This window comes from Polynucleobacter sp. JS-Safj-400b-B2 (assembly GCF_018881975.1).
Lineage (GTDB): Bacteria > Pseudomonadota > Gammaproteobacteria > Burkholderiales > Burkholderiaceae > Polynucleobacter.
In genome coordinates, this window is record NZ_JACVPJ010000002.1 from 245689 (window position 1) to 259043 (window position 13355).

Sequence of the window (13355 nt, forward strand, 5' to 3'; positions counted from 1 at the left end):
TTTAGCATTCGATTAACAAGATTAGCGAATGATCGCCACTTTGGCCTGAATAAGACGCACTACTTTTGACAGCGAGAAGCAAATCAGGAAATAGGTTACAGCTGCCAATAAATATGTTTCTATCGGACGTCCGTAGTTCTTACCTGCAATCTCGAAACCTTTCAATAGGTCATAGGCTCCGATTGCATAGACCAAAGAGGTGTCCTGAAACAAAATGATAGTCTGCGTCATAAAGACTGGGATCATGTTGCGGAAAGCTTGAGGCAGAACCACTAGCCTCATATTCTGACCATAAGTCATTCCAAGTGCTTCACCTGCGTAAGTTTGGCCTTTGGGTACTGACTGAATTCCTGCTCTCACAATCTCCGAGAAAAAGGCCGCCTCAAAGGCAATAAAAGTAATAGTTGCCGATAAATCTGCTCCGATCGGTCTACCTATCAGCATCGGAATGAGCAAGAAGAACCAAAGAATGACCATTACCAGTGGAATGGATCGCATGACGTTGACATAAAAAGTCGCGGGATAAACTAACGCCGGCTTTCCAGAAAGTCGCATTAAGGCCAGAAATGTTCCCGCAATGATTCCGCCAACAGTAGCGATTACTGTCAGCTGAACACTGAAAAGAAGGCCCTTCAGAATGTAATTGGTGAAGAGTTCCCAGTTGTAAAAACTTAAATCTAAACTCAGCATATTGCCACCCATATTAGAAGCATTCAATGAGCTCCCGTATCGTTACTCGGGGCAATAAAACCAGGAATTCTGGTGCGTTTTTCTATATAAGACATCACACGATTTACGGAGAAAGCTGAAAGAGCATACAAAAGCGTTACCGCTAAGTAAATCTCAACTCCGCGCGATGTTTCTTCTTGCGCCTGCATCGCAAATAAGGTGAGCTCTGGCACGGACACCGCGAAAGCGACGGAAGAGTTCTTAATAATATTCATACTCTCCGATGTAAGCGGAGGCAGCACAATACGTAAGGCCATCGGCAAAATAACGTAACGATAGGTTTGCGGTGTAGTCAGTCCTAGCGCTGTAGCGGCTGCTCGTTGCCCGCTAGGAAGAGAATGAATTCCCGCCCTTACCTGTTCAGCAATACGTGATGAGGTAAAAAATCCAAGCGCAATACTAACGAGCCAATAGGAAGGTAGAGCCTTCAAGGGCAAAACAAAGGCAGGAATGACGTGATACCAAAGAAATACTTGAACCAATACAGGGATATTTCTAAACAACTCAACCCAGGTGGTTGATAGCCATACAAGCGATCTACTAAGCCTACCGTTATTCGGCAAAGTGCGAAGCGTACCCATCACGACACCCAAAACCAAGGCGATCAATAAAGCTAAGCATGAAACGGCCAGTGTCCAGCCCCATGCTTTAAAAAGCCAATCTAAATAACTAGGGTCAGCGTTTTTCCCAAGTCCAAATAGTGAGGAGAAGCAGTGCTCAACCACTTCTCCATCTAAGGTGCTCTTACAAAAGACACCTAAATCTAATGACATAGTAGAAACTTATTTTTATTAGATTATTTCTTGTTGTAGTCTTCCGCGGGTTTGTCATTCAAGTTTGCCCAAGCATTTTTAGTTGCTGGAGAAAGCTCGAGACCAACCACAATATTCTTAGGTGGAATTGGTGATAAGAACCACTTGTTCCATAAACCAGGCATTTTGCCGTTAGCAACAATCTTAGCGATCGCAGCATTTACAGCAGCTTTAAATTCTGGATCATCCTTGCAGACCATGATTGCAATTGGCTCTGTACTGAGTACTTCACCAACAATTTTGAAATCTTTTGGATTCTTTGAGTTGGCAATATTACCCGCCAAAATAGATCCATCCATTACAAAAGCATCAGCACGACCAGATTCCAAGAGCAAGAAGCTGTCAGCATGGTCTTTACCAAATACTTCATCAAAATTGACGCCAGTTGCCTTTTCATTTTTACGCAACAGTTGCACAGAAGTAGTTCCAGTAGTGGTTGCTACCTTCTTGCCATTAAGTTGGGCGATTGAAGTAATGCCGGAGTTTGCCTTAACAGCAATGCGAACCTCTTCAACATAAAGCGTATTGGCAAAACCAACATCTTTGGCTCGGCTTACATTATTAGTTGTTGTCCCGCACTCGATATCAACGGTACCGTTTTGTACCAAGGGAACGCGATTTTGAGATGTTACTGGCTGGTAATTAATGCGAAGGGTACTCATGCCCAGCTTATCTTTAATATCGCCCAGAATCATACGGCAGATTTCAACATGGTAGCCGTCAAAGCGGCTATCGCCTGTGGTGTAGGACATTGGAATGGAAGATTCGCGAACGCCCATTGTCACGGCACCGCTTGATTTAATTTTGTCCAACGTTGGGGATGCCGCCATTACATTTGCTGATACAACAAACATTGCCACTGACAAATATGCCAAAGATTTGAGTTTCATTGAATATCCTTTTGTTAATCAAAATTTAGCGGTTATCGCAAAATCATTAATAAATTTGATAATACACTTTTCCATATCTAAACCGCAATCAATGGAATACCTAAGGGAAATAAGCAAAGGCCGTATAACCCCGTTAGGTAAACCTATTCGTAAGGGCATAAAAAACCACCCCGAAGGGTGGTTTTTAATTCTAATTAAAACTAGCTTACGCTAGCCTTAAATTAGAAAGTGTGACGTACACCAATAGCGTAGTTGCTTGTACCACCACCAGTTGTGGTAGAGCCAGCAGCAGCTGTAGATGTCAAATGCTGACCATAGATAGCATACAAGTTTGTACGCTTGCTGAGGTAGTAGTTAGAACCTAACTGCCAGCCGTTAAAGTTAGCTGTTGGTTGGTTTGTACCAAACGATGTGTAACGACCCAAACCAGCAGAAGCCCAAGCTTCTACAGTTGGAGTGATGTAACTACGAACACCGATCTGCTCAGCAGAACGCTTGAGGTAGTAGTTTGTAGTGATTGTTGAAGTTGCTTTACGGCTTACATACTGTGCATATGCCTTCAAGATACCGAAGTCATAAGTTGTACCAGCATAGAACTGGTTGTCTTGTACGTTTTGCGCACTTGCAAGGTTAGAAGCAGTTGCGCCGTTGGCTTGAGCGTTAGTCCAAATAGCAGTTGCAGTTGGATCGCCATTGGCCACTGTCAATTGCTTGAAAGCCTGATAAGCAGCAGTGATGTAGAACTTATGGTATGTAAAATCAGCACCTAAACCCCAACCGCTTGCATTTAAATTACCGCCAGTAGTCAGAATTGAAGAGCTAGTTTCTGTAGAATTTATGTTGTTCAATGTGTAGATTGCACTACCAGTGAAACCAGCAAAGTTATCAGACTTAACAGACAAAGTATTGGCTGTACGGTTTGTGAAACCAACGTTGTTTGTACCAGCGTTAGCAGCAGAAATACCTGTGGAACCAGCATAAATTACGTTACCAGTCATGTTGTTGTATTGACCAGGATCAGTTACAGCACCAGCATTAAAGATTGGTGTGTATTGCAAACCGATAGCTGTTTGACCAATACCGTTCTTTTTCAAACCAACAAAAGTTTGACGGTTAGACAAGCCACCGTTTTTATTGCCAGACAAGGTTTGGTCTTGTGGAGCTAATGCAAATTCAGCTGTAAAGAAAGCTGATGTGCCGCCGCCCAAATCTTCAACACCTTTGAAACCCAAACGGTTAGTTTGCTCAGCGCCTTGGCCGAATTGGTTTACTGTTGTTTTAGTTGTGCCGTTGTTGTAACCAGTAGCATTTCCTTTTGCTGAGTCTTGAACACGTGTGTTACCACCGATGTAACCAACGTCCAAGATACCGTAAACGGTTACGCTGGACTGAGCTTGAGCAGCAGATGCAAATGCACCGATAGCTGCAACTGCTAATAGCGATTTTTTCATTCTTTAAATCTCCAAAAATTAAAAGTAATGCCCAAATAAAACTGGGACCTATGAATTTTGCTTCTTTTGCCCCGCTAGACCGGGGGTCAGGGTATTTAGGAGTTCTTTTTGCTTGTCAAAAGGTAGTTTTTTGGCTTTCTTCGTTGTATCTCGGCAACAAGACCATCGATTTCTGTCTTTTATAGGCTCCAGATGCCAAAATTGTCATATGGCAAGTCGCGAATTCTTAAAAATCCTTAGCTCAGCCCGTTTAGGTGATGTATCGGCGCAACAAAAATTGGCTCAAGCCTATTTAACTGGTGCTTTTAAAACCCCTATTCAACCTGCTAACGCACTGATTTGGTTTGAAAAATCCTATTTTTCCATTACTAATCATGTACTTGAGAATAAAACTTCTAGTGACGCTGAAATTTTTGATCTTATAAGCCAAGTTGCGAACATTCCACTGGCTGAAACCTTTAACTCCCCCGCTTTTGCGTTTGGTTGGAGCTCCTTTTGGAGGTTGGCTGAATCTGGGGATGCATCTGATTTCAATTTTGCTGCCAAGTGGCAGCTTGTAGATCTATTAATTAATCCCGTCAATCAAGAAATTCAAACCCAATTGTTCGACTGGCTTAAAAAGAAGCCCTCATCTTCAACACCAAAAAAAATAGCTTCTTTAGATTTTTCAAGCATTCAGAAGATAGCTAGACAATATTTGCAGGATCTTGCGGAGAGTAACTCTTCTTTTGCAAGCAACGCAAAAGAATTGCTAATTAAATTACAACCCAAGAACGAAGCACTATCTTCATTGTGGCAAGTCTGGCTTAACGAACAAAATGAAGACGCATTAATTCAATCTGCTGAGCTTGGTTTAACGATTGCAAAACTAACTCTAGGTTTGCGCCTTGCGCAACTCGACGAAAGAGTCGAAGTGGCCGAAACAAAATCAAATGCCTCACTGAAGAAAGCCGCCTATTGGTTAGAGCTTGCTGCTAAAGATGGTGATCGCGATGCTTGGTATGCGCTTGGTGAAATTTATCGTCGCCCACAGTTCTCTGGTTACAACGCTGTAGAGAGTGATCGCGCCATCGATCGCGCTGCTGATCTTGGCCATCCACAAGCGCAACTGCGTAAAGGCGCCAATCTTTGGCGCAAGCGCGAAAAGAATGAAGAGAAGGTTCGCGGTCTTCAAGCTTCCTATTGGGTATGGCAAGCACACCAGCAAGGTGTGCCAGAAGCAAAAGAATTGCTGAGCAAAATTTTAGAAAGTTGCCCTAATCCCAAATTGAATGAATGGTTTGAATTAGCTCAATGCGCTGAACAAGCGATTAATCACCATGCTGAACACAAGCTAGATGAAGATTGGCTCTTGCTCTGTCATCGCATCATCATTGCAAACCAATTTAACTTCAGTAAAGCAGAGCTGTTGTTGTCTGAGGTGGGCCAGCTACAGCATGAACATTGTGTGGTGGTGGATATTCGCTGGGAATTGCCAAAAATCTTGCCTAGGTTGATTCAGATTGAAACTATCCAACAACGTCGCGCCCTTTTGGCTGCTGGAAAAGCATTTGCAGGATCAGAAATAGGTCTTGAGGGCAACCTCAGACAAAGACGCTATCGCTTTGACCGTGTCACCAAATGGCTAACGAATACTTTTTCCAAGAATCAAGTAGGCGTAGAAGTCGACTGATCTTCTGCATCTTCTTCAGATGGCTTGGGCACATAAAAACGGGCAATTAACAAGCCAAGCTCATAAAGCAGCGTCATTGGAACAGCTAGCAGTAATTGTGAGAGCACATCGGGCGGCGTCACAACTGCAGAAATGACAAAGGCGCCCACAATAACGTAAGGGCGAATTTCTTTCAGCTTGGCCAAGGGCACCATACCCATACGCACCAAGACAACCACTACAACAGGCACTTCAAAGGTAATACCAAACGCCAAGAAGGTTGTCATGGCAAAACTTAAATAGTTATCAATGTCGGTCGACATCTCCGCACCTAGGGGTGCGTTATAGCTAGCCATAAACTTAAATACCGTTGGAAATACTAAAAAGTAAGCAAACGCCATACCAGTAATGAATAAGGTGTAGCTACTCACCACCAAAGGCAGAATGAGTTTTCTTTCGTGCAAATAGAGACCAGGCGCAATGAATGCCCAGAGCTGATACATCACCACAGGCAACGCAATCAGAAATGCCACGAGCATAGTGACTTTCATGGGCACAAAGAATGAGCCCGTGACATCAGTCACAATCATTTTTCCGCCAGCAGGCAAGGCCTCTAATAATGGTTGCGCAAACAGATGAAAAATATCTGGCGCCCAATAAACCAAACAAACGAATACAGCAATGATTGCTAAGGCTGACTTGATTACGCGATCGCGCAATTCAAATAAGTGGGATAGAAACGTTTCCTGTAATCCCGAGTCTTCAGTTGAATTATTTTCAGTCATGCGTAGATATTTTTATTCTTTTACTTTTACTGATTATTTTTATTTGAGAGCGCTGTGATGAAAGCGCTTCATTCTGGCAGCACCAGATTGCACACGAGTACGGATGCCAGCAGAGCGCTTAAACCAAACTGGCCTTGCAGCACGGCGTACACCCCAACTATTACGGCCTTGGCGCTTAGTTTTGCGTAGCACTTCCTTCTCGTCGAGGGGCGGCTTTTCAAAGCTGGTTTCAAAGATATCTGCTTGATCGCTAAGATTGGCTCCAGCCTCTTGAGCAGTAGAGCTAATACTATTTTCAACTTCCTTCAGCGTGGCGGTAGTTTCTTCACGAAACTTTTTAAACTCTTCTACTTCCATCTGGCGATTGACTTCAGACTTGACGTCAGCCATATAACGCTGCGCGCGTCCAAATAAATTACCAGCCATCCGAGCCACTTTAGGTAGACGCTCTGGACCAACTACCACCAAAGCAACTACCGCAATTAGCGCAAGCTTTGAAACTCCGATATCAATCATTTAACCAGTCGTTTAAAAGCTGCATGTCTTTCTATTGCACCTCAGTTAGTTATAGCTTATTTGTTACTTATTTATTGACGTCTTTAGCCTGCACATCAACTGTCTTTTCTGCTGTTGCAGAACTTTGTTGAATTTGCTCTTTAGGCTCTTCAGAGGTTTTCATGCCATCTTTAAAACCTTTTACGGCGCCACCTAAGTCTGTGCCGATATTACGTAATTTTTTGGTACCGAATACCAACATCACGATAACCAAAACAATTAACCAATGCCAAATGCTAAATGAACCCATCTTTAATCTCCTTGGATTATTTTTTCCAGGGGCGGGGACCGCCCATCACATGTAAGTGCAAGTGATAAACCTCCTGCCCACCATCCACACCATTGTTTACCATTAATCTAAAGCCGCCATCCTTACCAGGACGACAACCTTGCTCATTGGCAAGACGGGGTGCTAATTCCATCATTCTACCTAGCAAAGGCGTATCTATGCTTTCTGCCGATGCCAACATGGGTATATGTTTTTTAGGAATTATCAGAAAATGAACAGGCGCTGCCGGATTGATGTCCCTAAAAGCATAGATTTCCTCATCCTCGTAGACCTTCTGGGATGGGATCAAACCTTGAGAAATCTTACAAAATAGGCAATTAGGGTCGTGTGACATGCTTATTCTTTGTCAGCAGCTTTTCTAGCGGCCTTCTCTTCGATGCCAGAAGTGCCCAAACGACGGTCAAGCTCAGCAATAACATCTTCTGGGCGCAAGTTAAATTGAGACAGGGCTATCAAGCAGTGGAACCACAAGTCAGCCATTTCGCCCACCAGCAGTTTTTGCTGATCGGCCGCCAAATTAGAGTGCCGGGCATCTTTTGCTGCCATCACGGCCTCAGTAGCTTCCTCGCCAATCTTTTTCAAGATTCCATCATCACCCTTCGAAAAGAGTAAAACGGTATATGAAGTTTTAGGATCTGCATGACCCGCCTTAAAGGCATCACGACGTTGATCTACTACATCGGCCAAATGGGCAAATGCAGAATCGAGATTAGAGGATTTATTTGCAGAGCTAGTCATCTGGTCATTTTATGTCTTTTAGGTTGAAGATCCTTGCTTCTCTATTTTTTTGCAACTGACTCATCAATCCAGGAGGTTGTTGTTGGGTCCAAACGCAGAAAGAAACAACTATGTTCTCCCGTATGACATGCAATGCGATCTTTCTGCTCAACCAATAGCAAAATCGTATCGCCGTCGCAATCCAAACGAATTTCTTTTATTTTTTGGGTGTGGCCAGATTCTTCGCCCTTATGCCAAAGCTTTTGTCTAGAGCGAGTCCAATAGACCGCTTCGCCCAAACGTAATGTTTCTAAAAGGGCATCGCGATTCATCCAGGCCATCATCAATACATCGCCGCTATCAACTTCTTGCGCGATAACGGGCACGAGGCCTTGCTCATTCCAAGTCACAGCCTCAAGCAAAGCGAGTTCTTGTGGGTTTTTATTTGTATCTGACATTTGTTCAATTTTGACAGAATTGTTTTGTCCTAAGCAAATAAGCAGTTGCCGAAGACCTACCCCAATGACCCGCTGTCATTCAATGACACTTACCTTAATTGTGTGTATGATGTGTATAGAATTTATAATTCAGGAATGAACAGCAAAGAACTACTCAAGGCGTTAGAAAAAGATGGTTGGGTTTTACGGGGCTCAAAAGGCTCTCATCATGTCTTCAATCACCCCCATAAAGGAGGACACATCACTGTTCCCCACCCCAAAAAGGATCTGGGAACTGGATTGGTTCAAAAGCTACTGAAACAAGCGGGGATCAAATAAAGGAATAACTCATGAAATATCCAATTGCAATTGAACCGGGTGGAGATAAGTTGGCGTGGGGCGTAATTGTTCCTGATATGCCAGGGTGCTTCTCAGCCGCTGACAGCGGAATCGATGAGGCGATTGAGAATGCCAAAGAAGCAATTGAGCTTTGGATTGAAGCAGCTTTAGATGCTGGTCAAGATATACCCAAGCCCAGCTCCATTACTGATCTTCAGAAAAAGAAAGAGTTCAAAGGATATATCTGGGCAATTGCCGAGATTGACCCAGCTTTACTATCCGACGATATTGAAAGAGTGAATATCTCTTTACCAAAAAGAGTGCTGGCAAGATTGGATGCGAAGGCTAAATCCGCTGGTGAAAATCGCTCTGCTTTTATTGCACATATGGCGATTAGCGCTTAAAACTCAGACTAAATTCGAACCGGAATACCCTGGGCTGCCATATATTCTTTTGCTTGGCCAACAGTGAACTCACCATAGTGAAAAATACTGGCAGCCAAGACGGCATCTGCATGACCTTTGGTAATGCCATCGACCAAATGCTGCAAATTACCAACGCCACCAGAAGCAATAACAGGTACTGATACTGCATCGCTTACAGCAGCAGTTAAGGATAGGTCAAAACCATTCTTGCTGCCATCGCGATTCATGCTGGTTAATAAAATTTCACCAGCACCGCGCTTGGCAACTTCCTTAGCCCACTGCACTACATCTATCCCCGTGGCCGTTCTGCCGCCATGAGTAAACACTTCCCAATTACCCGCCTCAGTTTGTTTAGCATCTATCGCTACCACAATACATTGAGAGCCGTAATAAGCCGCCGCATCAGAGACTAAATCTGGATTGGCTACCGCAGAAGAATTCATGCTCACTTTGTCAGCGCCAGCATTGAGTAAGCGCCGCACGTCTGCAACTGCGCGCACACCACCGCCAACAGTTAAAGGAATAAAAACTTGAGATGCAACATCTTCAATGATATGCAAAATGAGATCGCGCCCATCGGAGGTCGCAGTGATATCCAAAAAGGTGAGCTCATCGGCACCTTGTGTGTCATACCGTTTTGCAATCTCCACTGGATCACCGGCATCACGCAAACCAACAAAGTTCACACCCTTTACTACGCGCCCTGCAGTGACATCAAGACAAGGAATAATTCGCTTGGTTAACACTAGAAAATATTCTTTGTGTACTTGAGGGTTAACTCATCAGCATATTTTTGAGCTATCGCAAGATCAAGATCACCGGCGTAAATAGAGCGCCCGGCGATCACGCCCATTACACCCTCTTCTTCAGCCTTGCAGAGCGCATCAATATCTTGATTATTAGACAGTCCGCCACTTGCGATGACCGGTATACGAATCGCTTGAGCTAACTTGACTGTGGCATCAATGTTCACTCCCTTAAGCATGCCATCTCGCCCAATATCGGTATAAATAATGGCCTCAACGCCCCAGTCCTCAAATTTTTTAGCAAGGTCGATCACTTCATGGCCAGTAATTTTGCTCCAGCCGTCCGTAGCCACCTTGCCATCACGCGCATCCAACCCAACCATCACATGTCCAGGGAATGCCGTGCAGGCATCTTGCACAAAGCCTGGGTTTTTCACTGCAGCCGTACCAATAATGACTGTGCTGATACCGTCATCCAATAAACGCTCAATCGTTTCAAGATCACGTATGCCGCCACCGAGTTGCACGGGAATCTCATTACCCACTGCTTTGAGGATGGATTTGATTGCAGCCTCATTCTTTAACTTGCCTGCAAAGGCGCCATTTAGATCGACCAAATGCAAACGTCGTGCGCCTTTACTAATCCAATGCGCTGCCATCGCCCCTGGATCTTCAGAAAACACTGTGGCTTTGTCCATATCACCTTGTTCGAGTCGAACACAGTGGCCGTCTTTTAGATCAATCGCGGGAATCAGCAGCATAGCAAATGGTTAGAAGTATTAAGGTTGCCAAGAAACAAAATTTTTATAAAGCTTTAATCCGTATTCTGCACTTTTTTCTGGATGAAACTGAGTTGCAAAAATATTATCTCGCGCCACTGCAGAAGTAAACCAGTCACCGTATTCCGTAGAGCCAGCAATATCCTCATTGCGCTGCGGTACTACATAGTAACTATGCACAAAATAAAAGCTCGTTAAATCCGGTATGCCATTCCAAAGTGGGTGCTTGCTATCCTGACGAACCTGATTCCAGCCCATATGCGGCACTTTATATGCCGACCCATCTGACTGCTTCTTGCCAGTCAACTCAAAACGGCGCACTTCACCAGGAATCAAGCCTAAGCACGGCGTCCATTGGTCACTACCACTGGTCCGCACTTCAGCGCTTTGATCAAACAACATTTGCTCGCCCACACAAACTCCTAAAAGCGGCTTGCTTTTAGAGGCCTCTAATAAAGCCTCTAACAAACCAGATTCCTCTAAGTGCTTCATGCAATCTGGCATAGCACCTTGACCAGGCAATACGACACGATCAGCTGAGCGGATCTCTTCCGGTTGATGTGCAATCAATACATTGTCATCCGGTGCAACATGATGAAATGCTTGATATACAGAACGGAGATTACCCATTCCATAATCGACGATCGCAATGGTTTGCGCCAAAATTTACCTGCTATCTATTGTTATCTACTGTTGTCTTCTAAGCAACCGTGGGAATCTAGATTAAAGACTTCCTTTAGTTGAAGGAATAGCGCCTGAAGCACGTGGATCAACTGCCAAAGCCATGCGCAAAGCACGACCAAAGGCCTTGAAAACGGTTTCAATTTGGTGGTGCGCATTGATGCCGCGCAGATTATCGATGTGCAAAGTTACGCCCGCATGGTTTACAAAACCACGGAAGAACTCAATACTGAGATCCACATCAAAGTCACCTACCCGCGCACGCGTAAATGGAACGTTAAATTCCAAGCCTGGACGACCTGAGAAATCGATCACAACACGAGAAAGCGTTTCGTCTAGGGGCACGTAAGAATGGCCGTAACGAGTAATTCCCGCTTTGTCACCAACTGCTTTAGCAAAGGCCTGCCCCAAAGTAATCCCCACATCCTCAACGGTATGGTGATCATCAATATGGGTATCACCATTAGCGACCACTTTAAGGTCGATCATGCCGTGACGGGCAATCTGATCGAGCATGTGATCGAGAAAAGGGACTCCAGAGGCCAGTTCGGCCTTACCAGTTCCATCTAAATTGATGGAAATCTGAATTTTGGTTTCCGAAGTATTTCGGATGACGTCGGCTTGCCGCATGCTTCATTGCGCCGCGAGGCGAAGTGTTGATTGAAGCCTCATAATATCATTCGTGACTGCTCCTCACGCATAATCGCAGAGGCTTCCCACTTCAGCGGCCGCCGCTTGACCAACCGCATCAAGTCTTACATGGCCTCCATGGGCGTAGACCGACAGTCCTGCGGCCTTTATTTTCACAATGCCAGCATCTCTGATGTTGAGCGCTGCATTAATATCCCTATCAACGGTAGCATGACACGAGCTACAGGTCCACATGCGATCATTTAACGTAATGTGCTCGTTAATAACCCCGCAATGGTTGCATGTCTTGGTGGACGGGAACCAGGTGGAGATTTGAACAGGTTGTCCACCTTTAGCCTTGAGCTTGTAATCGAGCTTAATTAAAAACCCGCCCCAAGCGCAATCGCCAATGGCTTTTGATAGCCTGCGATTGGCCATCATACCCCTGATATTTAAAGTTTCTGCCACGACCACTTGGTTTTCGTTGGCTAGAATGAAAGAAACTTGGTGCTGATAATTCTCTCTGGCATGTCGCACCTTCTCATGTGCCAGCGCTACATGTTTTCTATTTTTGGCGATATTGCTGCCAAAGTAGTTACGCTGTTCTATCGTAGGTTTGCCATCAGCAATACATCTATCCTTAGCAAACTCAATCTTGCGTGATAAATCTTTTTGCAATCGGTGTAGTTTTTTGAGTGACTTCTTAAGGTGATGGGGGTTAGGTAGTTTATTGCCATTGCTATCGACAATCCAATCCTTAACGCCCAAATCAATACCGATAATCTTCGCTGCATCAAAAGACTGCAATGGCTCGGCAATTAGCTTAAAGTCTTCCGTCAAAATAGCAGCGTAATACTTTCCCGTACTCTCACGCAAGATGGTAACCGTCTTCATTTTTCCAACAATCTCACGATGCACGCGGGCTTTAATCTGACCTATTTTGGGTAGGGTAATTTTGTTGCCTGATACCGTAACACCTTGCGGATAGCTAATAGCTTGACGAGAATCATATCTAGACTTGAATACCGGAAAGCCAAATACATTACTGTTTTTAGTGCGGCGACTCGTTGCATGCTTGCATTGCTTAACGCGAGCAAACGCATTTTTATAAGCCCCATCCAAATGCAAAATGCTTTCTTGCAATACTTGGGAGTGAGTTTGCTTAAGGTAGTCATATTCCCCGTTTTTCCAAACAGGGAGCATCTTCTTAATATCGTAGCAAGAAAGCGACTCGCCGTTAGCATAGGCTTTTTGCTTTAAATCCAAGGCCAAGTTCCAAACCTTGCGCGCATTACCAAAATCTTGAGCTAATTTTTGTTCTTGGATTTTGTTAGGATAAAGGCGAATTTTGATAGCTCCAAGAATACTGTAATTATATACAGTGTTAATCAATTAACCAATGCTTAACAAGTTAAAACTCAGCTTTATACGCCCACTCT

At 44.3% G+C, this 13355-nt stretch carries 18 protein-coding genes; 3 read left to right on the forward strand and 15 right to left on the reverse strand.

The window, feature by feature from the left end; genetic code table 11:
* Positions 1–21: 21 nt before the first annotated feature.
* The 4 genes from ICN48_RS03175 to ICN48_RS03190 all read right to left on the reverse strand — a co-directional run bounded on the left by ICN48_RS03175 (position 22) and on the right by ICN48_RS03190 (position 3882).
* Positions 22–690, reverse strand: a complete 669-nt coding sequence (locus ICN48_RS03175; protein WP_215362491.1) for an amino acid ABC transporter permease — start codon at positions 688–690, stop codon at positions 22–24.
* Between the two features lie 23 nt (positions 691–713).
* Positions 714–1502: an amino acid ABC transporter permease gene (locus ICN48_RS03180; RefSeq protein WP_216152297.1), complete on the reverse strand. Its 789-nt coding sequence runs from the start codon at positions 1500–1502 to the stop codon at positions 714–716.
* 23 nt (positions 1503–1525) lie between these two features.
* Positions 1526–2431, reverse strand: a complete 906-nt coding sequence (locus ICN48_RS03185) for an amino acid ABC transporter substrate-binding protein (protein ID WP_216152298.1) — start codon at positions 2429–2431, stop codon at positions 1526–1528.
* 221 nt (positions 2432–2652) lie between these two features.
* On the reverse strand, positions 2653–3882 hold the full coding sequence (locus ICN48_RS03190; protein ID WP_216152299.1) for a porin: 1230 nt from the start codon (positions 3880–3882) through the stop codon (positions 2653–2655).
* 208 nt (positions 3883–4090) lie between these two features.
* Between ICN48_RS03190 and ICN48_RS03195 the strand changes: the two genes are divergently transcribed.
* The gene (locus tag ICN48_RS03195) at positions 4091–5554 is read left to right on the forward strand and encodes a tetratricopeptide repeat protein (RefSeq protein ID WP_216152300.1); all 1464 of its coding nucleotides are present in this window, start codon (positions 4091–4093) and stop codon (positions 5552–5554) included.
* Here the strand turns inward: ICN48_RS03195 and tatC are convergent.
* The 6 genes from tatC to hisI all read right to left on the reverse strand — a co-directional run bounded on the left by tatC (position 5530) and on the right by hisI (position 8337).
* Complete coding sequence (gene tatC, locus ICN48_RS03200; protein WP_216152301.1) at positions 5530–6318, reverse strand: twin-arginine translocase subunit TatC; 789 nt, start codon at positions 6316–6318, stop codon at positions 5530–5532. The genes ICN48_RS03195 and tatC overlap by 25 nt on opposite strands.
* Positions 6319–6357: 39 nt before the next feature.
* A complete protein-coding gene (gene tatB / locus ICN48_RS03205; RefSeq protein WP_216152302.1) occupies positions 6358–6834 on the reverse strand; it encodes a Sec-independent protein translocase protein TatB in 477 nt (158 codons plus the stop codon).
* Positions 6835–6901: 67 nt separating this feature from the next.
* Positions 6902–7123 (reverse strand): Sec-independent protein translocase subunit TatA, encoded by a 222-nt coding sequence (gene tatA, locus ICN48_RS03210; RefSeq protein WP_216152303.1) that lies wholly within the window; start codon positions 7121–7123, stop codon positions 6902–6904.
* Positions 7124–7139: 16 nt separating this feature from the next.
* A complete protein-coding gene (locus ICN48_RS03215; RefSeq protein ID WP_216152304.1) occupies positions 7140–7496 on the reverse strand; it encodes a histidine triad nucleotide-binding protein in 357 nt (118 codons plus the stop codon).
* Positions 7497–7498: 2 nt separating this feature from the next.
* The gene (locus ICN48_RS03220; protein ID WP_216152305.1) at positions 7499–7900 is read right to left on the reverse strand and encodes a phosphoribosyl-ATP diphosphatase; all 402 of its coding nucleotides are present in this window, start codon (positions 7898–7900) and stop codon (positions 7499–7501) included.
* A 41-nt stretch (positions 7901–7941) separates the two neighbouring features.
* Positions 7942–8337, reverse strand: coding sequence for a phosphoribosyl-AMP cyclohydrolase (gene hisI, locus ICN48_RS03225; protein WP_216152306.1), 396 nt, complete (start codon positions 8335–8337; stop codon positions 7942–7944).
* Positions 8338–8472: 135 nt separating this feature from the next.
* On the opposite strand from hisI, the gene ICN48_RS03230 reads away from it, so the two are divergent.
* Both ICN48_RS03230 and ICN48_RS03235 read left to right on the forward strand, forming a co-directional pair.
* Positions 8473–8655, forward strand: a complete 183-nt coding sequence (locus ICN48_RS03230; RefSeq protein WP_216152307.1) for a type II toxin-antitoxin system HicA family toxin — start codon at positions 8473–8475, stop codon at positions 8653–8655.
* Positions 8656–8666: 11 nt separating this feature from the next.
* The gene (locus ICN48_RS03235) at positions 8667–9059 is read left to right on the forward strand and encodes a type II toxin-antitoxin system HicB family antitoxin (protein ID WP_216152308.1); all 393 of its coding nucleotides are present in this window, start codon (positions 8667–8669) and stop codon (positions 9057–9059) included.
* 8 nt (positions 9060–9067) lie between these two features.
* On the opposite strand, the gene hisF is transcribed toward ICN48_RS03235, so the two are convergent.
* From hisF to ICN48_RS03260, 5 genes are all read right to left on the reverse strand, one after another.
* Positions 9068–9826, reverse strand: a complete 759-nt coding sequence (gene hisF, locus ICN48_RS03240) for an imidazole glycerol phosphate synthase subunit HisF (RefSeq protein ID WP_216152309.1) — start codon at positions 9824–9826, stop codon at positions 9068–9070.
* Positions 9826–10587: a 1-(5-phosphoribosyl)-5-[(5-phosphoribosylamino)methylideneamino]imidazole-4-carboxamide isomerase gene (gene hisA, locus ICN48_RS03245; RefSeq protein ID WP_216152310.1), complete on the reverse strand. Its 762-nt coding sequence runs from the start codon at positions 10585–10587 to the stop codon at positions 9826–9828. The genes hisF and hisA overlap by 1 nt, the downstream gene beginning before the upstream one ends.
* 18 nt (positions 10588–10605) lie before the next feature.
* Entirely contained in the window at positions 10606–11268 is a 663-nt protein-coding gene (gene hisH, locus ICN48_RS03250; RefSeq protein WP_216152311.1) for an imidazole glycerol phosphate synthase subunit HisH, read from the reverse strand.
* 60 nt (positions 11269–11328) lie between these two features.
* On the reverse strand, positions 11329–11916 hold the full coding sequence (hisB, locus tag ICN48_RS03255) for an imidazoleglycerol-phosphate dehydratase HisB (protein ID WP_216152312.1): 588 nt from the start codon (positions 11914–11916) through the stop codon (positions 11329–11331).
* Between the two features lie 63 nt (positions 11917–11979).
* Positions 11980–13308: an RNA-guided endonuclease TnpB family protein gene (locus ICN48_RS03260; RefSeq protein WP_216152313.1), complete on the reverse strand. Its 1329-nt coding sequence runs from the start codon at positions 13306–13308 to the stop codon at positions 11980–11982.
* Between the last annotated feature and the right edge of the window lie 47 nt (positions 13309–13355).

Bases quoted from the DNA above. Each gene is read 5' to 3' on its own strand.
- tatA (WP_216152303.1), bottom strand. From the start codon at position 7,123: ATGGGTTCATTTAGCATTTGGCATTGGTTAATTGTTTTGGTTATCGTG.
- ICN48_RS03215 (WP_216152304.1), bottom strand. From the start codon at position 7,496: ATGTCACACGACCCTAATTGCCTATTTTGTAAGATTTCTCAAGGTTTG.
- ICN48_RS03195 (WP_216152300.1), top strand. From the start codon at position 4,091: ATGGCAAGTCGCGAATTCTTAAAAATCCTTAGCTCAGCCCGTTTAGGT.
- tatC (WP_216152301.1), bottom strand. From the start codon at position 6,318: ATGACTGAAAATAATTCAACTGAAGACTCGGGATTACAGGAAACGTTT.
- ICN48_RS03175 (WP_215362491.1), bottom strand. From the start codon at position 690: ATGCTGAGTTTAGATTTAAGTTTTTACAACTGGGAACTCTTCACCAAT.
- ICN48_RS03230 (WP_216152307.1), top strand. From the start codon at position 8,473: ATGAACAGCAAAGAACTACTCAAGGCGTTAGAAAAAGATGGTTGGGTT.
- hisA (WP_216152310.1), bottom strand. From the start codon at position 10,587: ATGCTGCTGATTCCCGCGATTGATCTAAAAGACGGCCACTGTGTTCGA.
- ICN48_RS03180 (WP_216152297.1), bottom strand. From the start codon at position 1,502: ATGTCATTAGATTTAGGTGTCTTTTGTAAGAGCACCTTAGATGGAGAA.
- ICN48_RS03185 (WP_216152298.1), bottom strand. From the start codon at position 2,431: ATGAAACTCAAATCTTTGGCATATTTGTCAGTGGCAATGTTTGTTGTA.
- ICN48_RS03235 (WP_216152308.1), top strand. From the start codon at position 8,667: ATGAAATATCCAATTGCAATTGAACCGGGTGGAGATAAGTTGGCGTGG.
- ICN48_RS03220 (WP_216152305.1), bottom strand. From the start codon at position 7,900: ATGACTAGCTCTGCAAATAAATCCTCTAATCTCGATTCTGCATTTGCC.
- hisB (WP_216152312.1), bottom strand. From the start codon at position 11,916: ATGCGGCAAGCCGACGTCATCCGAAATACTTCGGAAACCAAAATTCAG.
- tatB (WP_216152302.1), bottom strand. From the start codon at position 6,834: ATGATTGATATCGGAGTTTCAAAGCTTGCGCTAATTGCGGTAGTTGCT.
- hisI (WP_216152306.1), bottom strand. From the start codon at position 8,337: ATGTCAGATACAAATAAAAACCCACAAGAACTCGCTTTGCTTGAGGCT.
- ICN48_RS03190 (WP_216152299.1), bottom strand. From the start codon at position 3,882: ATGAAAAAATCGCTATTAGCAGTTGCAGCTATCGGTGCATTTGCATCT.